Origin of the sequence: Duganella sp. Leaf61 (assembly GCF_001421905.1) — a bacterium.
GTDB classification, from domain to species: domain Bacteria; phylum Pseudomonadota; class Gammaproteobacteria; order Burkholderiales; family Burkholderiaceae_D; genus Rugamonas; species Rugamonas zoogloeoides.
Map to the genome: position 1 here is coordinate 599,287 of NZ_LMLM01000012.1, position 26,279 is coordinate 625,565.

Consider the following 26,279-nt stretch of genomic DNA (forward strand, 5'->3'; position numbering starts at 1 on the left):
AGCATGCGTATCGCGATTGATTTACACCCGAGCCTGGACGGCGCCACCCTGGCACAGGTAACGAGCACCGCAGCCGGGCTGGCCGCTGCCGGCCACACCGTGGTGGCGCTGCTGCACCATGCGCACGGTGAGCGGTCCGATGCCGCGCGGCTGGCGCTGGCGCCGCTGCTGGCAGCCCATCCCGCGCAAGTGCAAGTACGGGTGCTCGACACCGCGCGCGGCGCCGACGCCTGGCGCCGGCGCGCGGCCACGCTGTTGCGCGACACCTTGCTGCGCGATGTGCAGGCCGACGTGGCCTGGCATCCGGGCCAGTCCGCGCCGGGTGTCGGCGACCGCAGCGGCAGCGACAGATTCCCGGCCGGCGACAGCGACAGCGACAGCGACAGCGGCGGTTTCCCGGCCATCCCGGTCATTCACGGCATGGCCACCGCCGGCCTAGCCGCCGTGCAGCAAGCGCTGCTGGCGGCCGTGCCTGACACCGACACGGACATCGGGGGCAGCGGCGGCGTTGTCGGCGGCGGCGGCGCCGGCAGCATCGCTGGCGCCACCGCCGTCAAACCGCGCATGGCCTACCTGTCGCCGTTGCCGCCACAGCATTCCGGCATCGCCGACTACAGCGTGGAGCTGTTGGCCGAGCTCGAGCACTACTACGACATCGAGCTGATCGTCGACGCCGCGCCCGATGCCCACCTGGCGCAGCGCTACACGGTGCGCGACTGCGCCTGGTTCGAGCAGCACGGCGGCCAGTACCAGCGCGTGCTCTACCATTTCGGCAACAGCCCGGTGCACCAGCACATGTTCGCGCTGTTGCAGCGCCACCCCGGCATCGTGGTGCTGCACGATTTCTTCCTCAGCAACCTGCTCGACGCGATGGAACACGACGGCTACGCGCCGCAGGCGCTGGCGCAAGCGCTGTATGCCTCGCACGGCTACGGCGCCTTGCAGGCGGCCGCGCGCGATGGCCGCAACGCCGCCGTCTGGGCCTATCCGTGCAACTGGCAGGTGCTCGAGCACGCCAGCGGCGTGATCGTCCATTCCGATTTTTCGCGGCGCCTGGCGCAGCAATGGTACGGCGCCGACACCGGCGCCGACTGGCAGACCTTGCCCCTGATCCGGGGCCTGCCGCGCGGCCATGACGCCGGCCGCGCCCGCGCTGCGGCACGGTCCGCACTCGGCCTGGCCGAGGACAGCTTCGTGGTGTGCAGCTTCGGCATGATGGGCGTCACCAAGCTCAACGACTTGCTGCTGGAAGCGTTCCTGGCCAGCCCGCTGGCAGCCGACCGCCGCTGCCACCTGGTGTTTGTCGGCAAGGCCGATCCCGACCGCTACGGCAGCGCCATTGCGCACCGGATCGCCAAGGCGGGAGTGGCGGCCACCATCCACATCACCGGCTTCGTTAGCAGCGAGCAGTACGCCACCTGGCTGGCCGGCGCCGATGCCGCCGTCCAGCTGCGCAGCCGCACGCGCGGCGAAACCTCGGCGTCGGTGCTCGACTGCCTGCTGCACGGCCTGCCCACCGTGGTCAACGCCCACGGCTCCAACACCGACCTGCCCGCCGACGTGCTGGTGCAACTGCCCGACGTGTGCGACGCCGCCATGCTGGGCAGCGCCCTGACCGGCCTGCACCGCGATGCCGCCCTGCGCGCCGACCTGGCCAGCCGGGCGCGCGCCTACATGGCCGCCCACCACACGCCGCAACAGGTGGGACCGCGCTTTCACCAGGCCATCGAAACCCTGGCCGCGCACCAGCCGCACCGGCACTACGCGGAACTGCTGGACGCGCTGCGCCGCTTGCCGCCCGCACCCGCCGGCGCCTTGATGGAGACCGCCGCCGCGATTGCCGCCAACCGCTTGCCGCGCGGCCCGCGCCAGCTGTTCGTCGATGTCTCGGCACTCGTGCATACCGATCTGCGCACCGGCATCCAGCGCGTGGTACGCAGCATCCTGCTCGACCTGATCGCCGCACCGCCGCCCGGCTACCGCATCGAGCCGGTGTACGGCACCAGCGGCGGCGCGCCCTACCGGTACGCGCGCGCCTATACCTTCAAATTGCTGGGCTTGCCGCCGGTAGCGCTTGAAGACGCGCCGCTGGAGCTGCGCGCCGGCGACCTGTTCCTCGGACTCGACCTGTTTGCCGGCGTCACCATTCAAAGCCGTTCGCAGTTGCTCGATATGCGGCGCCGGGGCGTGCGCATGCATTTCGTGGTGTACGACCTGCTGCCGGTGCTGCAACCGGCCATGTTCCCGGCCGGCACCGACGATTATTTCCGCGATTACCTCGACACCATCGCTGCCGTGGCCGACGGCCTGGTGTGCATCTCGCGCGCCGTGGCCGACGAATTGCACGACTGGCTGGCGCAGCGTCCCGCCTTTGCACCGGGCGGCCGCGCCGCTGCGGACCCGTTGCCGATCGCTTACTTCCACCTTGGCGCCGACATCAACGCCAGCGCCCCCAGCACCGGCTTGCCGGCCGACGCCAGCGACATCCTGGCTGCCATCGCTGCCCGCCCCAGCCTGCTGCTGGTGGGCACGCTGGAACCGCGCAAGGGCCAGGCCCAGGCGCTCGCTGCCGTCGAGCTGTTGTGGCAACAAGGCGTCGATGTCAACCTGGTCATCGTGGGCAAGGCCGGCTGGATGATGGAAACGCTGGCGCGGCAACTGGAACAGCATGCGGAACGCGGACGGCGCCTGTTCTGGCTGGCCGGCGTGTCCGACGAAATGCTGCTCAAGCTGTACCAGGCCTGCTCGGCGCTGGTGGCGGCCTCGAATGGCGAAGGCTTCGGCCTGCCGCTGATCGAGGCCGCCCAGCACGGCCTGCCCATCATCGCGCGCGATCTGCCCGTGTTCCGCGAAGTGGGTGGCGCACACGCCAGCTACTTCAGCGGCACCGCTCCGGCCGACCTGGCGCAGGCACTGCGCGACTGGCTGGACCTGCACGCGGCTGGCGCCGCGCCCGGCTCTGCCGGCATGCCGTGGCTGACCTGGAAGGCCAGCACGGCGCAGTTGCTGCAAGCGCTGCAAGTGCCGCATGTGCCGCATGTACCCGATGGCCGGCAACCGTATCGCGTGCTGACTTCCCTTCCATCCGGCGCGCCGGCCTTTTCTTCCTTAGGTGCTGCATGAACCCGATCGACCTGTACTCCCCCGACGCCGACCGCATCGCGGTGGTGATTCCCAGCTACCGCGTGACGCGCCACATCCTCGGCGTGCTGGCCGCGATCGGCCCGGAAGTGGCGCGCATTTACGTGGTGGACGACTGCTGCCCCGACCAGTCCGGCGCGCTGGTGCGCGCCGAGTGCCGCGACCCGCGCGTGGTGGTGGTGCAGCTCACCGAAAACCAGGGCGTGGGCGGCGCCGTGATGAGCGGCTACCGCGCCGCGCTTGCCGACGGCATGCGCATCATGGTCAAGATCGATGGCGACGGCCAGATGGATCCGGCGCTGCTGCTGCACTTCGTCGCGCCGATCCTGAACGGCGAAGCCGACTACACCAAGGGCAACCGCTTCTTCGACCTCGAGAAAATCCGCCAAATGCCGGCCATGCGCCTGTTTGGCAACGCCGTGCTGTCGCTGATGACCAAGCTGTCGTCCGGCTACTGGGATCTGTTCGATCCCACCAACGGCTACACCGCGCTGCACGCGGACGCCGCGCGCCACCTGCCGTTCGACCGCATCAGCAGCCGATATTTTTTCGAGTCCGACATGCTGTTCCGCCTCAATACCATCCAGGCGGTGGTGGCGGACGTGCCGATGGATGCCAGTTATGGCGACGAGGTGAGCAACCTGAAAATTTCGAAAATCGTCACCGAGTTCATGGTCAAGCACGCACGCAACCTGGGCAAGCGTTTGTTCTACAACTACTACCTGCGCAATATGTCGCTGGCATCGCTGCAACTGCCACTGGGCGTGTCCATGCTGCTGTTCGGCAGCGTGTATGGCGCCTGGCACTGGGTGCAGGCGGCCGCGCACGGTGTGGCCACGCCGGCCGGCACGGTGATGGTGTCGGCGCTGCCGGTGCTGATGGGCATGCAACTGATCCTGGCCTTCCTGGCCTACGATATCGCGGCGGTGCCGCGCCGCGTGGTTCAGAAGAAATCGGTGGCCCGGGCTGCGGTGGTGGTGCGTGAATAAATTGATGCACGCGCTGCGCCAACGCCAGTTCCTGGTGTTCGTGGGCGGCGGCCTGCTGTGCACCGCGCTTGACGTGGGCGTGATGCAGGGCCTGCTGCTTGGTATCGGCTTGAGCGTGACAGCTGCAACCACCGCCGGTTTCGCCACGGGGCTGCTGCTCAATTACGCGTTCCATGCGCGCGTGACCTTCGGCCGCCTGCACAGCGCCGGCGCCTTCCTGCGCTTTTTGTGCGTGGTGGGGCTCAATTACCTGCTCACGATTGCCTGCGTGAGCGCCGCACTGGTGCTGGCCCGCGCGGGCATGGGCGCCGGTGCCGCCAGCGAAGCCACAGCTGGCGTCGCCTTGATTGGCAAACTGGTGTCGCTGCCGCTCGTGGCGTGCAACGGCTTTTTGCTCAGCAAATACTGGATCTTCCGATGACTACTTTATTGCCGATCCGCACCGACGACGACGCGCTGACCAAGTATGCGCAACTGCTGTCGGCTTGTTTTCCAGGCACCGACAAATTTACCCGGGCCTATTTGCAATGGCTGTACCGCGACAACCCGGACGGCGTGGCGGTAGGCTTCGACGCCTGGGACGGCGACCAGCTGGCGGCGCACTACGTGTGCATTGCGGCGCGCGCCGACATCAACGGCGTCACGGTGCCAGTACTGCTGTCGCTCAATACCGCCACCCACCCGGCGCACCAGGGCAAGGGCCTGTTCACCAAGCTGGCGGCGCTGACGTACGAGGCCGGCGCCCGCCATGGCTACCACGGCGTGTACGGGGTAGCCAACGCCAACAGCACGCCCGGCTTTCTACGCAAGCTCAACTTCCAGCTGGTGCGCCCGCTCGAAGCGCGGATCGGCTTTGGCACCTTGCCGCCGCCGCGCCCCGGCCCCCGTTCGTTCGCGCGGCGCTGGGACCAGGCCAGCCTGGCCTGGCGCGCGGTCTGTCCCGGCAAGCCGCTGGGCGCGCGCCGCCACGGCGACCTGTGGCAATTCCATGCGCCGGCCATGCCGCTGGTGCACGCGTATGCCGAGGTGGCCGCCGCCAGCCTGCCGCCGGTCATCGCCCTGCCCGCGGCGGGCGCCACCGCACCGGCCACGTTGCGCCTGTTCCTGGGCCTGCGCCCGGACGCCGACGGCGGCTATGGCCGCTACGTGAATGTTCCGCAGCGGCTGCGCCCTTCCCCGCTCAACCTGATCTGGCTGCCGCTGGCCGGCAGCGACCAGGGCCGGCTGGCGCCGGAAGCGATCGATTTTTCCTTCCTCGACTTCGATGCCTACTGACACCGCCCTGTTCCTGTTCGCCCATCCCGACGACGAATTCGGCGTCTGGCAAACCATGCTCGATTGCCTGGCGCGCGGGCTGCGCGTGCGCTGCGCCTATTTTACGAACAGCCCGACAAACGACCTGTCGGCCCGCCGCGCGGCCGAGTCGCGCCGCGTGCTGGGCGCCATCGGCGTGGCCCAGGACGATATCGTGTTCCCCGGCGCCGAGCTGGCCATCCTCGACGCCAGCCTGCCCCATCACCTGGCGCCGGCGGCGGCCTGGCTGGCGCGCTGGTGCCGCGAGGCGGGCACGCCGCAACTGCTGTGCGTGCCGGCATGGGAAGGCGGCCACCACGACCACGACGCGCTGCACGCGCTGGCGGTCGATACTGCGCAGGCGGCCGGCCTGCTGGCCGTCGTGCGCCAGTATGCGCTGTACAACAGCGCCGGCATCCCGAAGCCGTTCTTCACGGTGCTGCGGCCACTGGCGGCCAATGGCGTGGTCGAACGCACCGCCATACCCTGGCAAAACCGCCTGCGGTTTTGCCGTTACTGCCTGTCATATCCATCGCAGGCGGTGACCTGGATCGGCCTGTTCCCGTTCGTGCTGTGGCACTACCTGCGGCGCGGCGAGCAAACCCTGCAACCGGTAGCACCCGCGCGGACCTTGCAGCGCCCGCATGCGGGCGACCTGTACTATGAGCAGCGCCGTTTCTTCACCTGGCCGCAGATGCAGCAACAACTGGCCGCCTGGCGCGCCGATCGGAATTGACCTCCATGAGCACTAATACCCGCTTCACCTCGCGCCTGTCGCACTATGCCCTCCCCTTGGGCGTGCTATTGATCCTGCTGTACCTGCTGATCCGCAACCATGGCCTGTACCCGGTCGTGTTCCTCGACGAGTGGGCCTACAGCCGCTACTCGCGGCTGGCGCCGCTGGGCGAGGCGATGGTGCCGTCGTACCTGTACTTGTGGCTGTTCCGGGCCACCAATGCGTGCGGCCCGGAATTCCTCGAATGCGCGCGCCTCGGCAATACTGTGTTGTACCTGCTGGCAGCACCGTTCATGTACCGGGTGGCGCTGCCGCTCGCCGGTCGCACGGCCGCAATCATGATCACGCTGACGGTACTGCTCGGTGCGACCAATATCTACACCTCGTTCTTCATGCCCGAGGCCACGTATTTCCTGTGCTTCTGGGTGCTGACCTGGCTCATGCTGGGAGAAGTTGGCGGCACCGGTGCGCGCGGCGCCGTGTGGGCCGGGATGGCGCTTGGATTGATGAGCCTGGTAAAAGTCCACGCGCTGTTCCTGCTGCCGGCCATCATGCTGTACACGGTCTGGCGCAACTGGCGTGACGGCCGCGCGGCCGCCGGCCTGCTCGCTGCCGTGGTCATGGCAGCATGCATGCTGGCGGTGAAATGGGGACTGGGCTGGCTGCTGGCCGGACCGCCCGGGCTCGACATGATCGGCAGCTTCTACAGCGGCCATGCCGGCGCCGGCAGTTCGCCGCTGCGCCTGCTGCCGCCGGCACTGTGGAACTTTTACGGCCACGCGATGGCGCTGGTGCTGATGTGGGCGTTGCCGCTGGTCGCCGTGGCCGCTGCTGTCACCAGTCCGACCGCCCGCACTGCCGCTGGCAAACCCGGCATCAACGCCCTGGTGTACACCGTGCTTACCCTGGGCGCCACCATGGCCCTGACGGTCGCCTTCACCGCCTCGATTGCCCAGGCCGGCACCATCGAAGGTTCGCGGCTGCACCTGCGCTATTACGGCTTCGTACTGCCGCTGCTGCCGATGCTGGCCGCCTCGCCGCTGCTGACGGCCAACCTTGGCCAGCGCCTGCGTACCGCGCTGGCGCTGGGATTTGCCGCGCTGATCGCGTATGCGATGGTGAACCTGTTCAGCCACTTCCCGCATTCGATCGTCGATTCGCCCGAGCTGGCGAACCTTGGCGTATTCAGGACCGGCTTCTATATCCTGATGACGGTGCAACTGCTGCTGGTCATCGTGTGGGCCTGGCGCCCGGCGCTGGCCCGCCAGGGCTTTATCTGGGTGCTGCTGCCCATGGTGGCGATCAATTCCGCCGCTACTTCGACCATCATGCTGCTGGTGGCGGCCACCCATCCGCTGCCGGCGGACCGGGCGGGCCACGCGATGTACCGGCAATTCACGCCGGCGCAGCGCGACCGCATGCTGCTGGCCGGCGACGACGCCGCCCTGCTGTATCGCGCGCAGTTCCAGGTGGACCGCCATGCCAGCCAGGTGCTGATATTGCCGCCCGGCGCAGCGATCAACGCCAGCATGCTGCCCGCCGGGGTCGAGACGCTGGTGGTGCTGAGCAAACACGCGCTGGCGCCGGACCTGGCGCCACAGGTAGTCACCCCCGATTACACGCTCACGCGACTGACGCCCACGCCGGTGGCGGACCGGATTGTCACCACGGTATCGTTCAAGCGCGCGCCGCCCGCCAGCCTGGTAACAGTCACCGGCCTGTCGGCGCCCGAGCCGTGGGGCACCTGGTCCGACAGCAGGCAGGTCGTGGTGCGCTTTGCCCAGCCGCTGCCGCGCCACATGCTGCTGACCATCGAAGCCCAGGCGTTCGGCCCCAACGCCGGCGCGCCGGTCAAGCTGACCGTGGGCACAGCAACACGCGAGCTGGCATTCGCCGGCGCCATCGGCCAGCGCACCGTGCGCATCGATACCGATGGCCGGCAGACCGAACTGGTCTTCGACGTACCGCATCCGACCGCGCCCAGTGCCTTGGGTGGCGGTAATGGCGATGGACGGACGCTCGGCATCGGCCTGGTGAGCCTGACCGTCGGCGCCTTGACCGCGCCATAAAGCCAGGACTGTTGCCTGATTATTTACCCCGCCGCGCCTGCTGCTGGCGGGCAAACAATTCGCCCATGTACAGGTCGCCGCGATAGCTGAGATGGTGGTTGTCGCGGTACATCAGCGTGGTGCCGATCATCGCGTGGCAGCGCTTGGCGTCGCATAATGGCGCGGCGGTGTCGAACACCTGTACTTGCGGGAATTCCCTGAGCAGCGCATCCCATGCCGGCTTGTGCGCCGCCACGTTCTGGTCGAACACGGCGCGCGGCATCGCGCAATCGATGTTGGTGCGCGAATTGGCCACGCCGGCCCGCCGCAGGCAGCCGCGCGGCTCGAAGTCGAGGGCCGGCACATCGTAGACCAGGATCACTTCGCGACCGGCCGCCAGCAACTGGCGCACGGTTTCACGCATGGCAGCCACCAGCGCCACACCGTCGGCGTTATAGGTGTACAGCTTGACGTTGGTGGACACGATCACGGTCTTGATGCCGGGGGTTTCCAGCGCCAGCTTGAGCATCATCGGGGTGGCTTTCTGGTAGCCGTCGCCGCGATCGGGCATGCCCAGGAATGGCGTGCGGGTGCCCAGGTACCAGAGGTTTTCGCCCTGCGAGCGGTAGTAGCGGGTCAATCCGGCCACCAGGTGATAGCCATGGCTGTCGCCGATCAGCAGCACGGTCGGGTCCCGGGCCGGCTGGTCGAGCAGGCAATATTCGTACAGCGAGGCAAAACCGTAGCGCTGCTTGCAGGCGGCCGCGTTGGCCTTGTCCTCGACAATTACCAGGTCCTGCTGCTGCAGGGCGTTATCGACCACGCTGGCGCGCTGCGGCCAGCCATTGCCGGCATAGATGGCAGCAGCCACCGCCACCAGCGCCAGCATGGCGGCCGCCAGCACGGCCACCTTGATGCGCCCATTGCGGGCGCCGCGCAGCGGCCGTTCGACCAGGCGGTACGTCAGCCACGCCAGCACCATGGCCGCCAGCACGGCGCACACGCGCACTTTGGCCGACGGCAGCCCCGACTCGACAATGCGGGCAAACGCCAGCAGCGGCCAGTGCCACAGGTACAGCGGATAGCTGATCAGGCCTAACCAGACGGCCACCCGATTGGACAGCAGCAGGCGGTTGCACAGCGCTTGCGGTCCGGCCGCGATCAACAAGGTGGCGCCCAGCACCGGCAACAGCGCCCAGCCGCCGGGAAAATGGCGGTCGGCGCGCAGCAGGGCCAGCGCCGCCATGATCAGCAACACCCCGGCGACCGACGCCATGTTGCGCACCCGTGCGCTGCCCAGCTCGAACAGCGTGGTGCGTTCGCCGGCGTGATCGTGATCGTGCCCGTGCCGGCGCGCACCGATGAACAGCCTGATCCGGTGCACCGACAGGTAGGCCAGCACGGTGCCGAACAACATTTCCCACACCCGGCTGGCCGGCGAATAGAAGGTCGCGCTCGGGAACTTGTGGACGCCGGCCAGGTTGATGGCAAACGACAGCACCAGCACCACCAACGCCAGCCTGAGCACGCTGACACCACGCCGCCACGCCAGCCACATCAGCACCGGCCAGACAATATAAAACTGTTCTTCGATGCCCAGCGACCACAGGTGCAGCAGTGGCTTGGTCTCGGCCGCCGTGTCGAAGTAGCCGACTTCGCTCCACAGGAAAAAATTCGAGACGAAGCCAGCGCCGGCCAGCACGTGGGTGCCCAGCATCTTGTATTCATCGGGGAACAGGGCAAACCAGCCGAACAGCATGGTCGCAGCCAGCACCAGGATCAGCGCCGGGAAAATCCGGCGCACCCGGCGCGCATAAAAATCGCCGAACCGGAAGCTGCCCTGCTCGACGCCAGCGATCAGGATGCTGCCGATCAGGAAGCCGGAAATGACAAAGAAAATATCGACACCGGCAAAGCCGCCGGGCAAGCGCGCCGGAAACGCGTGGTACAGCACCACCGACAACACGGCCAGCGCGCGCAGACCGTCGATATCGGCGCGATAGGCCGGGTGCAGCATGGAGGCTGGGGTGGCCGGGGAAGAAGGCAAGGCCGCAGGCAGGGAGGACGTATGAGGTGTCATGACGCAAACCGCTGATTAATTTCCAGCGATCAAGCATAAAAAAAAGCCATTGTAGTCGAAACCACAATGGCAATATAGTCGTGAAATTTTCACTAACCCGCTAAGGTTGATGTACAGCCTGGGCTTTATTGCTTGGGCACGCCGCCGAGCAGTACTGCCAGTTTTTGCTTGGGCTTGGCCGAGGCATTGCCGGCGGGGGCGCTGGCTGGGGGCAGCGTGCTGCGGGCCGGTTCGTACGGTTTGAGGAACCACGGATCGACCTTGTCGCGGCGCGGGGCCATGCCCATGCCGCGCGGGGCGCGGTCGGTCGGACGACTGGCCGGGCCACGGCTGCTGTCTTCCGGGCGGCGCGGATGGCGGTCGCCACGTTCACTGCGCTCGCCACGGTTGCCGCGCTCTTCGCCGGCGGGAGCGGGGCCGTAGGCAGGCGCAGGATTGAAGCCTTGCAGTTCGCCGCGCTTGATGGTTTGCTTGATCAGCTTCTCGATATCGGCCAGCAGGCGCTCGTCCTTGTCGGAGTAGATCGAGATGGCGTCGCCGGAAGCGCCGGCGCGGCCGGTGCGGCCGATGCGGTGGACGTAGTCTTCGGCGTTATACGGCAGATCGTAGTTGATCACGCACGGCAGGTCGGTGATGTCGAGGCCACGGGCGGCCACGTCGGTGGCGACCAGGATGTCGGTCTCGCCCTTTTTGAACGCTTCCAGTGCGGCCATGCGCTCCTGCTGGGTCTTGTCGCCGTGGATGGCAACCGCCTTCATGCCTTCGCGCTCGAGTTCGCGCGCCAGGCGCGAGCAGCCGATCTTGGTGTTGGAGAAGATGATCACCTGTTTCAGCTCGCGCTGGCGCAGGATGTGCGCGGTGACCGCGTGCTTCTGGTTCTCCGCGACCTTGTAGACGACCTGGGTCACCTTGTCGGCGGTCTGGTTGCTGCGCGCCACTTCAATGGTGATCGGGTTGCTGAGGAAGGTGTTGGCCAGCTTTTTGATTTCTGGCGAGAACGTGGCCGAGAACATCAGGTTCTGGCGCTGCTTCGGCAGCAAGTTGATGATGCGCTGCAAGTCCGGCAGGAAACCCATGTCCAGCATGCGGTCGGCTTCGTCCATGACCAGCATTTGCACTTGCGACAGGCTGATATTCTTTTGCTCGATATGGTCGAGCAGGCGGCCAGGAGTGGCGATGACGATTTCCACGCCGGCCTTGAGCAGCGCCGTTTGCGGCTTCATGTCCATGCCGCCGAATACCACGGTGGAGCGCAGCGGCGTGTGCTTGGCGTAGGCCTTGACGTTATCGGCCACCTGCACCGCCAGTTCGCGGGTAGGCGTGAGGATCAGCGCGCGCACCGGGTGGCGCGCCGGCGAGGTGCTGTGGCTGGCGTTGGCCAGCAGCATCTGGATGATGGGCAGCGAGAAACTGGCGGTCTTGCCGGTGCCGGTCTGGGCCGCGCCCATGACATCGCGTCCTTGCAGCAGCACGGGAATCGCCTCAGCCTGGATCGGCGTCGGATGCTCGTAACCGGCTTCGTCGAGCGCGCGCTGGATCAGCGGCGACAGGCCAAAGTCGGCAAAGCGCACGCTGGCGACCGGCGCTACCGGTGCGGCTGGCGCAGCCGGAGCGGCTGGTACAACTGGGGCAACCGGCACCGCTGCGACGGCAACCGCCTCGGCTGCGGGCGCAGCAGAGGCTACCGGTGCTGGTGCTAGCGCCGCAGGTGCTGCAGATGCCACGGGTGCTGGTTGCGCAGGTGCGGGGGCCACAGGTACGACTGGTTCCACCGGTGCTGCTGTTGCCACAGGCACTACTGGTGCTGCGGGTACTGCTGGTGCTGCAGAAGTTGCTGGTGCTGCTGGCGTGACTGGTGCAGCAGGTGCATTGGGGGCAGACGGGACGTCAACAGACGGGGTAGTGATCTCGGATTCGGACATAGTGTGTGGGCCGGCCCCTGGGGGACAACCAGCTTTCTTCAATAAACAACAGAATCCGCACCGGGGAAAAGGGACGGGTGCGGTGGCGGCGCTCTATACACGGCAGGCAGCACCGTAAACTATACCCTAAAAAGCGGCAAGTGCGCGAAAACACTGACTATTATCCAGAAATAATTGCATCAATGGCATGTATAATGCCAACCAAACCATAGAATTATAAATAATCCATTACTCTCCTCCTGCCGGACGGCGTTGACCGGCGCCTCGAAAACTCCACCATGCCCGCGCTCCCTTCGTCCGCTTTGCCCTCCTTGCGCCCAGCCTTCGCGCTGCTTTGCCGCCTGTTGCTGTCCTGCTTGATCTTGCTGTCGATTCCGTTCGCTCCGGTGCTGGCAGCGGACTGGCCGATTTCTCCGGAGGCGGTCACGCCGTCGCTGCGTTTCAAGAAGCTGGGACCGCTGGGCGGGGACGAACCATCGATGCTGGCACTGCTGCAGGACCGCCAGGGTTATGTCTGGGTCGGCACCCATACCAACGGCCTCTACCGCTACAACGGTTACCAGGCGGTACGCTATGCCCACAACCCCGCCGATCCGCACAGCCTGCCGCACGACCGTGTCTCGGCCATTTACGAAGACGCCAAGGGCCGCATCTGGGCCGGCACCCAGAACGGCCTGGCGCGCTTCAATCCGGACACCAACAACTTTACGGTGATGGCGCCAGCCAAGGGGCCCAACAACCATCGCATCATCAAGCGCATCATTGCCGACGGCCGCGGCGGTATGTGGATAGCCAGCTGGGGCGGCTTGCAGCACTACCATCCGGACACCGGCAAGTTCACCGTGTATGCCCACGATGCCAAAGATCCCGGCAGCCTGGCCAGCAACGACCTCAACGCGCTGGCGCTCGATGCCGGCGGCGGCGTCTGGGCCGCCACCTGGCCCGGCGGACTCGACTACCTGGCGCCGGGCGCCGCCAGCTTCCGCCACCACCAAGTGGATCCGGCGGTCCGCGCCGATGCCCGCGTCAATATCGTGCGTGCGCTGCAATTCGATCGCAACGGCGAGTTGTGGATCGGTACCGAGGCCGGCGTGGTGCACTGGGATGGCAAGCGCGAATGGAGCACGCGCACAGCCGTGCCCTCGCCCGCCAGCCGCATCACCGACTTCAACCTCGACAACCAGGGCCGGTTGTGGGCGACCACCCTGTCGGCGGGATTGCTGCGCTGGAACCGGGAACGCGGCGCCTTCGACCAGTTTGTCCATGCTGCCGACGATCCGTACAGCCTGCCCGGCGACAACTTGCGCGCCGTGATGCAGGACCGGGGCGGCATGTTGTGGATCGCCTCGTTTACCGATGGCATTGCGCTGGCCAATCTCAGCAGCGAAGGCTTTACGCGCCACGTGCCATTTCGCATCGACCGCCGTGCCGCGCCGGCCAGCAATGCGCTGCTGAGCCTGTCACGGGCGCCCGCGGGCCGGCTCTGGCTGGGTGGCAATGTGGGCATGAGCTTGTACGACCCCGGCACCCGCACGGTCGTCAAGACCTGGCAGGCCGATGACCGGACCCCGGGCAATCTGAGCCACTCCATCGTGTACAGCATGTACCAGCAGGACGATGGCAAGGGACCGCTGTGGCTGGGCACTTCGAACGGCCTCAACCGGCTCGACCACGCGGACGGCACATTCCAGTCCATCCACTTCGGCAACACCGCCAGCGACTACATCAACCTCATCGCACCCGGCGCGGGCGGCGCGCTGTGGCTGGCCACCGGCAACAGCCTGATCCGCTACGATCCGGCTACCGATGCCCGCAAGATCTATTACAACGACCCGCAGGACCACGCCAGCCGCAGCGTGGACGGCGCCTCCGCCGTGCTGGAAGACAGCAGCGGCCGGGTGTGGGTGGGCTCGGAATGGAATGGTGGCGGCCTCGACTGGCTCGATCCCGCCACCGGCATCTTCCGCCACTTCCGCCACGACCAGGCCGACGCCACCAGCATCAGCGACAACAACATCGTCAGCCTGCACGAGGACGCCAGGGGCCGCATCTGGATCGGCACCAGCAAGGGGTTGAACCTGGCCGTGTTCGAGGCCGGCGGCAAGGTGCGTTTCACCTCGTACGCGGCGGCCATGCGGGCGCAAAAAATCCTCGCCATCGAACACGACCTTGATGGCAATATCTGGTGCAGCACGCTGGCCGGCCTGTTCCGCCTCGACCCGGAAACAGGCAAGGTCAGCCTGTTTACCGCCGCCGATGGCCTGACCGAAGGGTTCACCGTCAACTCGTCCGCGCGCGGCGCCGATGGCACGCTGTACTTTGGCGGCGTACACGGCATGACAGCGGTCACACCATCGAAAGTGCGCAGCAGTTCGGTGCCGCCGCAGGTGGCCATTACCGATATCACGGTGTTCAACCATTCGCTGCAAAACGGCAAGCCGCGCGCCGACGTCAAGGCCGAAGGGCCGGTCACCGCGCCCACCGCGCTGACCCTGTCGTCGGAAGCGTCGGTGTTTTCGATCGAATTCGCCGCACTCCACTACACCGACCCCGGCCAGAACCGCTACGCCTACCAGTTGCAGGGTTTCGACCGAGAATGGGTGCACACCGATGCCGCCCACCGCAGTGCCAGCTACACCAACCTCAACCCGGGCCACTATGTGTTCCGGGTCAAGGCTGCCAACCACCTGGGCGTATGGAACGAGGAACCGGCCACCTTGCGCGTGACCATTACGCCGCCGTTCTGGCAGCGCTGGTGGTTCCGCATGCTGGGCGTGGCGCTGGTGGTGTTCACGTTGGCGCTGCTGTACCGGATCCGCATCGACCGCCTGACGCGCCACCAGGTGCAGCTTGAAAAAGTGGTGGCGGCGCGCACGGCCGAACTGGAGGAATCGAACCGCAAGCTCGCTGCGCTCAGCACCACCGACGGCCTGACCGGCGTAGTCAACCGGCGCGGCTTCGACCTGGCGCTGGCGGCCGAATGGCGCCGCGCCGCACGCACCGGGCAGCCGGTGGCGCTGTCGATGCTCGACGTCGATTTCTTTAAAAAATACAACGACCATTACGGCCACCAGGCCGGCGACGCCGCCTTGCGCGCCGTGGCCGACCTGATCACCCACCACGGCCGGCGCGCCACCGACATCGCGGCCCGCTATGGCGGCGAAGAATTCGCCCTGCTGGCGGCCGATACCGGTGCGGCCGATGCCTTCGAGGCGGCGCAGTCGATGTGCGCCGAGCTGGCGCGGCGCCAGTTGCCGCACGAGCAGTCGCCGTTCGGCATGCTGACGATCAGCATCGGGGTGGCAGTGCTGGTGCCGGGCGACGACAACTCGCCGGACATGCTGGTGGAAATGGCGGACCGGGCGTTGTACAAGGCCAAGCAGCGCGGGCGCAACATGGCCTTGCTGGCAAATTAAAGCTCGACTCTGACCCTGGCCGCCACGCTGCGCTCGGCGCCGGGCGTAACGTACAGGCCGGCCCACGACGACGTGTAATACGTGCGGTTGAACAGGTTGAGCACGTCGAGCGACAGCTTGACCTGCCGGGTCACCTGCCAGTAGCCGAGCAGGCGCGCGGTCGTGTACGACGGCAGCGAGTAGGTGTCGGCATTGTTGCCAGAACGCTCGCCCACATGGTTGACGCCGCCGCCCACGCCGTAGCGGCTGCCGTCAGGCAGGCGGTCTTCGCGGATCGCCAGCAGGCCGGCGCTCCATTTCGGCACGTTCATCAGGCGCGTGCCGGCCGCCAGGGTGCGGTCGCGGGTGACACGGGCGTCGTCGTAGGCGGCGTTGCCGCTCACGCGCCAGTGACGGCCAAACTGCCCGGTCACGTCCGCTTCCACGCCGCTGCTTTTCACTTCGCCCGCCGCCACCGAAAAGCCCGGCACATCGCTGGCCGTAAGCACATTGGTCTTGGTGATGTCGTACACGGCGACGGTGGCGCCCAGGCGCTGGTCAGCGCTTTGCAGCTTCCAGCCCGCTTCGTAGGAACGCGATTTTTGCGGGTCGAAAGCGTTGCCGTTGACGTCGATGCCGGTATTGCCACGGAACGATTTGCCGGCCGACAGATACAGCGAACTCCAGCTATTGGGCAGGTACGTGACGCCCGCGCGCGGCGACACCGCGCTCTGCTTGCGCTGCAACTGGCTGCGGGCCACGCGGTTGACCAGATCCTGGCTGTACTCGTCCCAGCGCAGGCCGGCCAGCAGTTTCCATTGTGCCGACAGGCTGACCTGGTCCTGGGCGAACACGGCTTTCACGCGCTGGCGTTCGTCCGAGCTCGTGGTGAGCGAGGTCAACGGTCCGGCCGCGCGGCCGTACACCGGTGCGTAGATATCGATTGGCGTGTTGGCCGAGCGCAGGATTTCCATGTTCATCCACAGGCGCGAAGCTTCGGCGCCGACCAGCAGCGTATGGTCCAGGCCGCCGGTGGCAAACTTGCCTTCCAGCTCGCCGTTGACCGAGGTATCGCGCGATGGCAGCGTGCGCCAGGTGGCCTGGCGGTTCAGGGTGCGGTTGTCCGCCGCCAGCGACGTCGCTTCCGTGTAGTCGCCTTCGAATGTGCTTTCCTTGTAGCTCGCGCCCAGGCGCGCGCGCCAGCCGTCGGCCAGCACCCGGTCCAGCGTCAGTTGCTGGGTCTTGCTGGAGAGGCGCATGTTTTTGTCGGTCGGCTCATTGAGGATGCGGTCGCGCGGCAGCAGGCCCAGCTGGCCGCGCACATTGATCACGCCGCGGTCGAGCGGGGTGTCGGATTTGAGAATTTCCGCTTCGTAGTTGAGCGTGGTGCGCGGGTCGATCTGCCAGGTCAGCGCGGGCGCCACCAGCATGCGCTTGTTATGCAGCAGCGCCGAGCGCGGATCGCCCTCCTCCGTCATCAGGTTCAGGCGGTAAGCGACAGTGGAACTCAATGGCCCGGTGGTGTCCACCGTGGCGCGGCGCAGGCCGCGATCGTTGAAGCCCACCTCGGCCACGCGGCGCGCGGTAAATGCCGGCTTCTTGGTGACGATGTTGATGGTGCCGCCCGGCTCGCTGCTGCCGTAAATCGCGCCGGCCGGCCCCTTGAGGAATTCGAAGCGCTCGACAGTGGCAGTGTCGCGCGGCGGATTATAGCCGCGCGCGCCGGGAACGCCGTTGACCAGGAAACCCATGTCGGTGCTGGAAAAGCCGCGGATGCCGAAGTTGTCCCAGGTACCGCCAAAATCGTTCAGCCGCGAAATGCCGCTGACGAAATCGACGGTATCGGCCAGGCGCATGGCGCCCAGGTCCTCGAGCTGCTCGATGTTGACCACGCGCACCGATTGCGGCACTTCGCGCAGCGGCGTATCGGTGCGGGTGGCGCCCCGGCTGGCGCCGGTGTTGTAGGCGGCGCTGCGCTCGGCCACCACGTTTACTTGTGGCAGGGCGACGTCACCGGCGGCACCATCTTGCGCGTGGACCAATGGCGTGGCGGACAGCAGGCCGAGGGCCAGCCAGGGCTTGAGGGGACGTAACATGGTGCTCCGTATCGGTTTTGAAAGTTGCAGCACTATAATCGAGAATGATTATCATTTGCAATCTATCAGAACGGATAACAAGCTGTTACATCCGGTTGGTCACCTTGTTAAAAGGTTTCCCACTCGTCGCCTTCCACCGTTTGCTTCGCGGGCTTTTTCGGCGCAGGCCTGGACGCAGCCGCAGTGGCCAGGCGTGGCGCAACCTTGGCGGGTGCCGATGTCGCCACCGCGCGCCGGGCAGGCGTGGGCGCTACCGCCGCGCGCGTGCTCGATGCGTGGATCTTGAACACGCTGACCACGTCGCTCAGCTGCGCCGCCTGGTTTTGCAGCGATTCGGCCGCAGCGGCCGACTCTTCCACCAGCGCGGCATTTTGCTGGGTGACCTGGTCCATCTGGGTAATCGCCGTGTTGACCTGCTCGATGCCGTCGCTCTGCTCGTTACTGGCGGACGAAATCTCGGCCATGATGTCGGTCACGCGGGTGATGCTGGTGACGATCTCGCTCATCGTGGTGCCGGCCTGGTTGACCAGTTCCGAGCCGGCCTCCACTTTTTGCACCGAGTCGGAAATCAGTTGCTTGATGTCCTTGGCGGCAGCAGCCGAACGGTGCGCCAGGTTGCGCACTTCGCCCGCCACCACCGCGAAGCCCCGGCCCTGCTCGCCGGCCCGCGCAGCTTCCACGGCCGCGTTCAGCGCCAGGATGTTGGTTTGAAAAGCGATGCCGTCGATCACCGAAATGATGTCCTCGATCTTGCGCGACGATTCGTTGATCGAGGCCATGGTGCCCACCACCTGCCCCACCACTTCGCCGCCCCGGGTGGCGATACCGGAGGCCGACTGCGCCAGCTGGTTGGCCTGGCGCGCATTGTCGGCGTTCTGCTTGACGGTGCTGGTCAGCTCTTCCATCGACGAGGCGGTTTCTTCCAGCGAACTGGCCTGCTCCTCGGTGCGCGAGGAGAGGTCCTGGTTGCCGCTGGCAATTTCCGCCGAGGCGGTAGCGATCAGGTCGGTGCCGCTGCGCACCTGCGCCACCAGCGCCTGCAGGTTTTCGGTCATGGTTTTGAGCGCCTGCATCAGCTGCCCCGTCTCGCACGACGACTTGACGGCAATGTCGCGCGTGAGGTCGCCTTCAGCCACGGCGGACGCGGCCGACACCGCTTCGCGCAGCGGCGCCGAGACGATACGCGCCACCGCCACGGCCAATGCCAGGCCGATGCCGATATTCAGTGCCAACAGCACGATCGACGTGACGCGCGCCGTGTTGTAGGTAGCGGTCGCGGCATCGCTGGCAGCGTCGCCGCCGTCGATATTGAGTTTGACCAGCTGGCCCGTGACGTCGGTCAGCGCCCCCAGCACCTTGGCCGACGCGCCGCGCGACAGCGCCCGCGCCGCCTCCTTGTCGCCGGCGGCCGATAGCGCGATCATCTTGGTATGCTCGGCCAGGTAGGCGGTCCAGTTCTGGTCGAAGGTGGCTACCAGCGCTTTTTCCTCGGGGCTGCTGATCAGTTTTTCGTAGGCCTCGCGGTGCGTCTTGATGGCGGCCAGCGTGGTGGCGATGCGCTGGTTGTAATCGGCATACAAGCCGGCCTCGTCGTTGAGCAGGTGCGACAGCTCCCAGCGGCGCAGGTCGCTGACATCGCTGCGCAGCTCCATCGCCATGCGCACGCTCGGCATCCAGTTCTCGGCCAGGTCGCTGGACGCCTGGTTGACGCGCGCCGTGGACAGGATGGAACTGACGCCCATGAACAAGGTCAGCAACAACACCACGCCAAACGAGACCAGCAACTTGGTGGCAATCTTCAAGTCATAAAACCATTTCACGGCGCGCTCCTGGGAACATACACGGGGTTCCCAGTATGCAGCGACCACTGGTCGCTCGCCAGCACCATCCGATGCTTGTATCTATGCAGCAACAGAGCTCATGATATCGAGTAAATGTTGCACATAAAAAAGCGGCGCCCGGGTGACGGGGCGCCGCTTTTGATGGTGCTGGGTTGGTGTTACAGCTTGCCGCTCAGGGTCAGGAAGACCTGGCGTGGCGCGCCGGTGAGCAGGGTTTGCGCCGTGCCGTTCGGATCGCGGGCCTGGAAGCCGTTGGTGCCGACGGTGCTGATGTACTGCTTGTCGAACAGGTTGCTCACGTTCACTTGCAGCGACAGGTCTTTCATGAAGCCCAGCGACTTGAGCTTGTAGCCGGCCGACAGGCTGCCGATCCAGAACGCGTCGACGCTGGCGTCGTTGGTGTAGGTGTAGTAGCGCTTGCCCGTGTACTTGCCGCCCAGGCGTGCGAACCAGGCGCCGCTGTCGTACGACGCTTCCGTGCTGAACAGGGTTTTCGGTGCGCCGGCCACCTGCTTGCCGTTCACCTGGACCAGGGTGGTGCCGTCCAGGTAATCGGACTTGTACTTGGAGTCGTTATACGTGGCCGAGTTGAACCAGCTGATCTGGCGGTTGATTTTCCACACGGCGATGGCTTCCACACCCCTGGTATCGACCTTGCCGACGTTCACGAAGGTGGACGGGCAGCCGACGATGCCGGCGCAGGTGGCCACGGAGAGCTGGCGGTCGTCGAAGCGGGCGCCGTACACGGCCAGCGAGCCTTGCACCGCATCGCGCTTGAAGCGGTAGCCGAGGTCGATATTGGTCGAGGTTTCCGGTTTCAGGTTGCCCACGCCGGCGTCGTACGCAGTCTGGGTTTGCGAGAACGGACCGCCCACACCCGGCTGGTGCGCGCGCATGTTTTTCGCGGCCGAGGCGAAGATTTCGTCGTCGGCGGACAGCGCGTAGTTGGCGCCGACCTGCGGCAGGAAATTCTTCTCGGCCGTCAGCTTGCCGGCGGCGCGGTTGCCGATGATGTTACGGGCGGCAATGTCCACGCTCATGCTCTTGAAGCCGGCGTTCACTTTCAGTTTGCCATCCATCAGTGCCAGGCTGTCCTGCAGGTAGAACTGCGAGGTGGTGGTGATGAAGTTCTGCTTCCAGTCGATCTGGAACGGGTTCGACAGGTAATACATGGTGTCGGCCGGGCCGGTGACCGCGTAGTAGGCGCGGGTGCCGGTGTGGTCCGAGCGCTCGCCCCAGGCGCCGAAGGTGACGGTGTGATTGCCCGCTTCCCACGTGGCGTCGGCCATGATGCCGTTGCGGTTGATGCGGTATTCGGTGGTGCGGATCGACAGCGGGTTGGCGGCGTTGGTGGCGACGTACGGCGTGTACCAGTGGCCTTCGCCCTTGTTGTCGTGGTGGTAGCCGGTGGTCTTGAGGTTGAAGGACGGGGTCAGGTTCAGATCCAGGATCAGGCCGCTCAGGTTGTCCTTGCGCAGGCCGCCGGCCGAATAATAGGCGTCGTCGAGGCTGGTGACGTTGCCGCTGAACTGGCCACGGGCGGCATTCAGGGCGCGCTGCCAGTCGGGCTGGTAGTTGTCCCAGTCGTAGCCGAGGCGGCCCAGCATTTCCTTCGACATATCCTGGTAGTCGACTTCCTTGCGGTCCGAGTAGTTGAAGAAGCCGGTCAGGCTGTTGCTCTCGCCAAAGTTGAAGACAAAGCGGGCATTGACCTGGTCCTGGTCCTGGCCGCCTTCACCCTTGGTCTTGTCGCTGCGCTGGCGGGTGCCGCTCAGCGATGCCTTCATGGCGCCGCCGATCAGGCCGGTATCGACGCGGGCAAAGGTGCGCGACGTCGAATCGCTGCCCACGGTTTGCGACACGGTCAGGGCGCGCTCGTCGCTGGGGGCCAGCGTGAAGAACTGCACCGTACCGCCCAGGTTGCTGGTGGACGCAGTGGCCAGTGAGCCGGCGCCCTGCGATACCTGGACGCGACCGATGTTTTCCGACGATACGGCACGGCTGATGTGCAGGCCGTTGTTGTTGGCGTAGCTCATGTCGCCGAGCGGAATGCCGTCAAGCGTGAAGCCTAGCTGGCTCTGGCTGAAGCCGCGCAGGCTGAACGACGTCGACCATTCGTAGGCGCCAAACGGATCGGCCGACTGGAAGTTCACGCCGGGCAGCTTGTCGAGCACTTTCAAGGGGCTGGTGCCCGGCAGCGCTTCGGCCAGGTCGGCCTTGTTGATGTTCTGCACCTGGCGCGACTGGCCGCGCCCCGTGATTTCCACGGTCTGGACCGGACCGGCCACGGCGGCCACGGTGGCGCTGTCGGCCGCTTCTTCCGCGTGAGCGTGGATGGCCAGGGCTTGCAGCACGAGCAGGCACAAAGGTTTCAGGGGGAAGCGCTGGGACATGGCTGTTCTCTTTCTTGCTGGGTGAGTTGGTATCAATCAGCAAGATTGTAAGAACAGCATGTGACGTTGCGATGACGCGGCGATGACAGTTGAGTGACACTGCAACATTCTAGGCGGCCTCGGCCGCCCTGCCCACGGCGAAGTCGAGCAACGCCTCCGGCGCGATCGGCCGCGAGATATGGTAGCCCTGCAAATAGTGGCAGCCCATCTGTTCGAGGATGGCGGCCTGGCCGGCCGTCTCCACGCCCTCGGCCACCAGTTTCAGGCCCAGCGAATGGCCCATGGCAATGATGGCGTGCACCAGGCTGTTGCTGCGGTCGCTGTGCTCGATGTCCATCACGAATGCGCGGTCGATCTTGAGCGTGTTCAGGTGGAATTGCGTCAGGTAGCTCAGCGACGAGTAACCGGTGCCGAAGTCGTCGAGCGACACGCCCACGCCCAGCGCGCGCAAGCGGTCGATCACGCTGTGGACATGGCCGCCATCGTCGATCAGCACGCGCTCGGTCAACTCCAGTTCGAGCTGGCGCGGCTGCAGGCCGTGGCGCGCCAGCGTCTGCTGCACCAGCGCCACGAAGAACGGATCGGCCAGTTGCCATGCCGAGACATTGATGCTGACCGTGACCGCGCCCAGCGGGCCGTCGCGCCAGGCCGCCATCTGGCTGCACGCCTGTTCCAGCACCCAGGCGCCCACCGCCACCACCATGCCGCTGTCTTCCGCCACCGGGATGAAACGGTCGGGCGGCACGTGGCCCAGTTGCGCGTTGTGCCAGCGGATCAGCGCCTCCACCTTGGTCAGCGTGCCGGTGCGGGCATCGACAATGGCCTGGTACACCAGGCGGAATTCGTTGTTGTCGATCGCTCCGCGCAGCGCGCCGTCGATTTCCAGCGCGCTCTTGGCGGCGGCGTTCATCGAATCGTGGAAGAAGCGCAACTCGCCGCGCCCGGCCTTCTTGGCTTCGTACATGGCGATGTCGGCATTGCGTATCAGGGTGTCGCTGTCGCTGCCGAGCGCGGGGTAGCAGGCCACGCCGATGCTGGCCGACACCCCGATCGCATGGTGCAGCAACTGGAAGCGCGCCGACAGCGCACTCAGGATGTGCTCGGCGCAGCGGCGCGCGGCCGGCTCCGCGCTGCCCGCCGCCAGGTCGGGCAGCACGACGATGAACTCGTCGCCGCCGAAGCGCGCCAGCAGGTCGTTCGGCCCCAGCAGGCCACGCACGCGCTGCGCGGTCTGGCGCAGCAGGTCGTCGCCGGTGGCGTGGCCGAAGGAATCGTTGACGCGCTTGAACTTGTCGAGGTCGAGGAACAGCACCACGCATTCGCGCCCCTGTTCGCGGCACTGCGCCACCTCGCGGGCCAGCGCCTCGGACAGCGCGTGGCGGTTGAAACAGCCGGTGACGGGGTCGATGCGTGCGGCCTGGTTGAGCAGGTCGTCCTTCTTCTGGCGCTCGGTAATATCGAGCAACTGCACCAGGCAGTACAACTGGCCGCGCTCGATATACGGCGAGCCGGCCATTTCCAGCGGCAGGCGCGCGCCGGAATGCAGGGTAACCACGGCGGTGTCGGTCATCGGGTATTGCACGCCGGGCGCCTCGAAACGGCGGAAATAGTCATCGGCCATGGCAGGGGTGAGCCTGGGCAAAATTTCACTCAGGTGCTTGCCCACCAGGTCGGCCGCCTGTTCGAACCCCAGCAAGCGCGCGCCGCGCTCGTTGGCGACGTGGATGATGCCACGGCGGTCGCGGATCAAAAAACCGTGGCTGAGGCTGTCGATGGTGCGCGCGTAGCGCTGCTGCATTTCATCCTGCACCGCGTAAATCAGGCCGAGCATCGACAGGGCTTTCAGGATGGACGTGCCGGCAAACCACAGCAAATACCATTCCGGCGGCAAGGTGGCGGCACTGACCAGGTTAAATACGCCGCGCGCCATCAAGGTGCAACCGAGCAAGCGGTAACGGCGCTGGGCGCGGACCAGGCGCACGCCCATCCACACCATCACCAGGCCCAGCGCGGCGGCGCTGCCGGGCGGCACCCAGTGCGGATGCAGCTGCCAGAGCAGATAAAATCCGGCCGTGGCAACGACCATGGCCGCCATGATCGGACGCCAGTGACGCCGCCGCAAATCGCCGAGAAAATATTGCGTGCCACTGTAGTAACCGGCCATGCCGGTGACCAGCATCAGCGCGCACACAAATAAACGCCAGGACGGCGATAAAACCGCCGCGCCGGCAAACCAGGCCAATCCGCCGGCCATCACGGCCGCCTGGCCGATACCCCACAGCAAGGCGTGCTTTTCCTTGCGGTGCATCAGCCATAAAAATACCAGCAATGCCACCAGTATGGCGTCCACCGCAAAGGCGGACGTCATCAGCGACAAGTTCACGTATTGTTCCGGCAGTATGCTCATCACCTGGCGCCGTTGGCGTGCTAACTATTTCTTGATAACACCTATTGTATGCCAGTAACTGGGGATATTTATATGCAAGCTGAAATTTAGGGGTGTAAGGCGCAGCGCTGGATAAAACCGGATTTTTATGCTGTATCCGGCTGCCGGGACGTCAACGCAGTGCCTCTCCACCATACAGTCGCGCCAAAAATGAGCATGATGATGCCATTTTTTAGCTTTTTTGCCACGGCGGCATGCGCCCTGGCGGCCGGTTCACCCGCGCCGGTCGTTTCACAGGAAGAGCGAGACGGCCAGCAGCCACATCACCACCGCAATCGCCCCATCGAGAATACGCCAGGCCACCGGCCTTTTAAAAATCGGAATTAAATACTGTGCACCCAATCCCAGGCTGAGAAACCAGATAATCGACGCCAGCATGGCGCCGAGGGCAAAATACCATGGTCCCTGGCCCGGTTGCTGGCCGCCGATGGAGCCGAGCAATACCACAGTGTCGAGATAAACATGTGGATTGAGCAGGCTGAAAGCGAGCATGGCGGCAACTACCTGGCGCTGGCTCACGGCAGTGGCCTGTTTATCAAGTTCAAAACTGGACGATTTAAATGTCGAAAGCGCCGCGCGTACGCCGTACCAGAATAAAAACGCCGCACCGGCGATTTTTATCCAGAATAAAAGACCGGGCATATTATTAATGACTTCGCCCATTCCCGCCACGCCGGCGCCAATCAACAATACGTCGCACACGATGCAAATGGCAACACAGGTATAGACATATTCGCGCTTCAACGCCTGGCGCAGCAGGTAGGCGTTTTGCGAGCCGATCGCGATGATCAGGCCGCCGCCCAGCCCCATTCCCTTCAATAAAGCGCCCAGTCCCATGCTTGCCTCCTGCAAAAAAACCACAGCTTAGCGGCGCTTCAAAGATAAGTATAATTAATAACACTGAACAAATATTAGGGATGCTAATGAGCCGTATCGACTACCGGGGCCTGGCGGCGCTCGACGCCGTGGTAGAACATGGCAGTTTCGACAAGGCCGCCGCTGCTCTTTCGATCACGCAATCGGCGGTATCGCAGCGCTTGCGCATGCTGGAAAACCAGGCAGGCGAGCTGCTCCTGCTGCGCAGCCAGCCGCCGCAAGCAACTGCAGCCGGCCACCGCCTGATTGCCCATTACCGCCAGGTGCGGTTGCTGGAAGCCGCCCTCGATAATGCCGACAGCTCCGGCGCGGGACGCCCGGAACTGGCGATTGCCGTCAACGCCGACAGCGCCGTGACCTGGCTGCAGGAGGCGGTCACGCCGCTGATGACCGCCGGCGACTGCATGCTGCACATCACCATGGACGACCAGGACCATACCCTGGCCATGCTGCGCGAAGGCCGGGTGTTTGGCTGCGTCACCAGCGAAACCGCGCACGTGGCCGGCACCACCGCCACGCCGCTGGGGCTGATGCGCTACCACTGCATGGCCAGCCCGGGGTTTGCCGCGCGCTGGTTCCCCGACGGCTTGACGGCAGTCAGCGTGCAATCCGCGCCCGCGCTCGACTTCAACCGCAAGGATGCGCTGATGGCGCGCTTTATCGCCCAGGCCACCGGCTACCAGGGCCGTTACCCGCACCATTCGTATGCATCGTCGGAGGGTTTCGTGCGGTTCCTGGAGGCAGGTTTTGCGTACGGCATGGCGCCGCACCTGCAATGCGCGGCACAACTGGAGGCCGGCACTCTGGTGGACCTGGCGCCGGGCCTGGTGCTGGACGTGCCGTTGATCTGGCATATGTGGGATATCCAGACGCCGTTTACCAGGGCGTTGTCAGAGCAGGTGATCGCCACGGCGCGGCGCTGGCTATTGCAGCCGACGCGTTGAGAACCTGTCGCGGCAGGGAGTAAGGCGCGGCTTGCGCGCCGCGACAGCGGGGCCGGCGTGGCGCGTCATTGCATGACCC

Annotated in this window: 16 protein-coding genes; 9 read left to right on the plus strand and 7 right to left on the minus strand. The window is 65.7% G+C overall.

What is annotated here, in order from left to right; translation table 11 throughout:
* Nucleotides 1-3: 3 nt before the first annotated feature.
* Genes ASF04_RS11570 through ASF04_RS11595 form a run of 6 tightly spaced genes read left to right on the plus strand, consistent with a single transcriptional unit; the run spans nt 4 to nt 8,228 of the window.
* A complete protein-coding gene (locus tag ASF04_RS11570) occupies nt 4-3,123 on the plus strand; it encodes a glycosyltransferase (RefSeq protein ID WP_082488705.1) in 3,120 nt (1,039 codons plus the stop codon).
* Nucleotides 3,120-4,130 (plus strand): glycosyltransferase family 2 protein, encoded by a 1,011-nt coding sequence (locus ASF04_RS11575; RefSeq protein ID WP_056141381.1) that lies wholly within the window; start codon nt 3,120-3,122, stop codon nt 4,128-4,130. Before ASF04_RS11570 ends, ASF04_RS11575 begins: the two co-directional genes overlap by 4 nt.
* Nucleotides 4,123-4,551 (plus strand): GtrA family protein, encoded by a 429-nt coding sequence (locus ASF04_RS11580; protein ID WP_229205019.1) that lies wholly within the window; start codon nt 4,123-4,125, stop codon nt 4,549-4,551. Before ASF04_RS11575 ends, ASF04_RS11580 begins: the two co-directional genes overlap by 8 nt.
* Entirely contained in the window at nt 4,548-5,405 is an 858-nt protein-coding gene (locus ASF04_RS11585) for a GNAT family N-acetyltransferase (protein WP_056141386.1), read from the plus strand. The genes ASF04_RS11580 and ASF04_RS11585 overlap by 4 nt, the downstream gene beginning before the upstream one ends.
* Nucleotides 5,395-6,159: a PIG-L deacetylase family protein gene (locus ASF04_RS11590; protein ID WP_056141389.1), complete on the plus strand. Its 765-nt coding sequence runs from the start codon at nt 5,395-5,397 to the stop codon at nt 6,157-6,159. The genes ASF04_RS11585 and ASF04_RS11590 overlap by 11 nt, the downstream gene beginning before the upstream one ends.
* Nucleotides 6,160-6,164: 5 nt before the next feature.
* On the plus strand, nt 6,165-8,228 hold the full coding sequence (locus ASF04_RS11595; protein ID WP_056141391.1) for a hypothetical protein: 2,064 nt from the start codon (nt 6,165-6,167) through the stop codon (nt 8,226-8,228).
* Nucleotides 8,229-8,247: 19 nt separating this feature from the next.
* On the opposite strand, the gene ASF04_RS11600 is transcribed toward ASF04_RS11595, so the two are convergent.
* Both ASF04_RS11600 and ASF04_RS11605 read right to left on the minus strand, forming a co-directional pair.
* Nucleotides 8,248-10,287, minus strand: a complete 2,040-nt coding sequence (locus tag ASF04_RS11600) for an acyltransferase family protein (protein WP_056141394.1) — start codon at nt 10,285-10,287, stop codon at nt 8,248-8,250.
* A 125-nt stretch (nt 10,288-10,412) separates the two neighbouring features.
* Nucleotides 10,413-12,011 (minus strand): DEAD/DEAH box helicase, encoded by a 1,599-nt coding sequence (locus ASF04_RS11605; protein ID WP_373922133.1) that lies wholly within the window; start codon nt 12,009-12,011, stop codon nt 10,413-10,415.
* Between ASF04_RS11605 and ASF04_RS28490 the strand changes: the two genes are divergently transcribed.
* Nucleotides 12,005-12,139 carry a hypothetical protein gene (locus ASF04_RS28490; RefSeq protein ID WP_255360911.1) on the plus strand — a complete coding sequence of 45 codons (135 nt, stop codon included), beginning with the start codon at nt 12,005-12,007 and terminating at the stop codon, nt 12,137-12,139. The two genes, ASF04_RS11605 and ASF04_RS28490, sit on opposite strands and share 7 nt — an antisense overlap.
* A 426-nt stretch (nt 12,140-12,565) precedes the next feature.
* Nucleotides 12,566-15,625 (plus strand): diguanylate cyclase, encoded by a 3,060-nt coding sequence (locus tag ASF04_RS11610; protein ID WP_229205020.1) that lies wholly within the window; start codon nt 12,566-12,568, stop codon nt 15,623-15,625.
* Here ASF04_RS11610 and ASF04_RS11615 read toward each other — a convergent pair.
* From ASF04_RS11615 to ASF04_RS11635, 5 genes are all read right to left on the minus strand, one after another.
* On the minus strand, nt 15,622-17,700 hold the full coding sequence (locus ASF04_RS11615) for a TonB-dependent siderophore receptor (protein WP_056141399.1): 2,079 nt from the start codon (nt 17,698-17,700) through the stop codon (nt 15,622-15,624). The two genes, ASF04_RS11610 and ASF04_RS11615, sit on opposite strands and share 4 nt — an antisense overlap.
* 107 nt (nt 17,701-17,807) lie before the next feature.
* A complete protein-coding gene (locus tag ASF04_RS11620) occupies nt 17,808-19,520 on the minus strand; it encodes a methyl-accepting chemotaxis protein (protein ID WP_056141402.1) in 1,713 nt (570 codons plus the stop codon).
* A gap of 179 nt (nt 19,521-19,699) precedes the next feature.
* Complete coding sequence (locus ASF04_RS11625; protein WP_056141404.1) at nt 19,700-21,934, minus strand: TonB-dependent receptor; 2,235 nt, start codon at nt 21,932-21,934, stop codon at nt 19,700-19,702.
* 109 nt (nt 21,935-22,043) lie between these two features.
* Complete coding sequence (locus ASF04_RS11630) at nt 22,044-24,341, minus strand: bifunctional diguanylate cyclase/phosphodiesterase (RefSeq protein WP_229205021.1); 2,298 nt, start codon at nt 24,339-24,341, stop codon at nt 22,044-22,046.
* A 270-nt stretch (nt 24,342-24,611) separates the two neighbouring features.
* A complete protein-coding gene (locus ASF04_RS11635; protein WP_056141407.1) occupies nt 24,612-25,217 on the minus strand; it encodes a LysE/ArgO family amino acid transporter in 606 nt (201 codons plus the stop codon).
* An 86-nt stretch (nt 25,218-25,303) separates the two neighbouring features.
* Between ASF04_RS11635 and ASF04_RS11640 the strand changes: the two genes are divergently transcribed.
* The gene (locus tag ASF04_RS11640) at nt 25,304-26,200 is read left to right on the plus strand and encodes a LysR family transcriptional regulator ArgP (protein ID WP_056141409.1); all 897 of its coding nucleotides are present in this window, start codon (nt 25,304-25,306) and stop codon (nt 26,198-26,200) included.
* The last annotated feature ends 79 nt before the right edge of the window (nt 26,201-26,279 follow it).

Bases quoted from the DNA above. Each gene is read 5' to 3' on its own strand.
- ASF04_RS11570 (WP_082488705.1), top strand. From the start codon at position 4: ATGCGTATCGCGATTGATTTACACCCGAGCCTGGACGGCGCCACCCTG.
- ASF04_RS11575 (WP_056141381.1), top strand. From the start codon at position 3,120: ATGAACCCGATCGACCTGTACTCCCCCGACGCCGACCGCATCGCGGTG.
- ASF04_RS11585 (WP_056141386.1), top strand. From the start codon at position 4,548: ATGACTACTTTATTGCCGATCCGCACCGACGACGACGCGCTGACCAAG.
- ASF04_RS11590 (WP_056141389.1), top strand. From the start codon at position 5,395: ATGCCTACTGACACCGCCCTGTTCCTGTTCGCCCATCCCGACGACGAA.
- ASF04_RS11595 (WP_056141391.1), top strand. From the start codon at position 6,165: ATGAGCACTAATACCCGCTTCACCTCGCGCCTGTCGCACTATGCCCTC.
- ASF04_RS11600 (WP_056141394.1), bottom strand. From the start codon at position 10,287: ATGACACCTCATACGTCCTCCCTGCCTGCGGCCTTGCCTTCTTCCCCG.
- ASF04_RS28490 (WP_255360911.1), top strand. From the start codon at position 12,005: ATGCCACGGGTGCTGGTTGCGCAGGTGCGGGGGCCACAGGTACGACTG.
- ASF04_RS11615 (WP_056141399.1), bottom strand. From the start codon at position 17,700: ATGTTACGTCCCCTCAAGCCCTGGCTGGCCCTCGGCCTGCTGTCCGCC.
- ASF04_RS11625 (WP_056141404.1), bottom strand. From the start codon at position 21,934: ATGTCCCAGCGCTTCCCCCTGAAACCTTTGTGCCTGCTCGTGCTGCAA.
- ASF04_RS11630 (WP_229205021.1), bottom strand. From the start codon at position 24,341: ATGAGCATACTGCCGGAACAATACGTGAACTTGTCGCTGATGACGTCC.
- ASF04_RS11635 (WP_056141407.1), bottom strand. From the start codon at position 25,217: ATGGGACTGGGCGCTTTATTGAAGGGAATGGGGCTGGGCGGCGGCCTG.
- ASF04_RS11640 (WP_056141409.1), top strand. From the start codon at position 25,304: ATGAGCCGTATCGACTACCGGGGCCTGGCGGCGCTCGACGCCGTGGTA.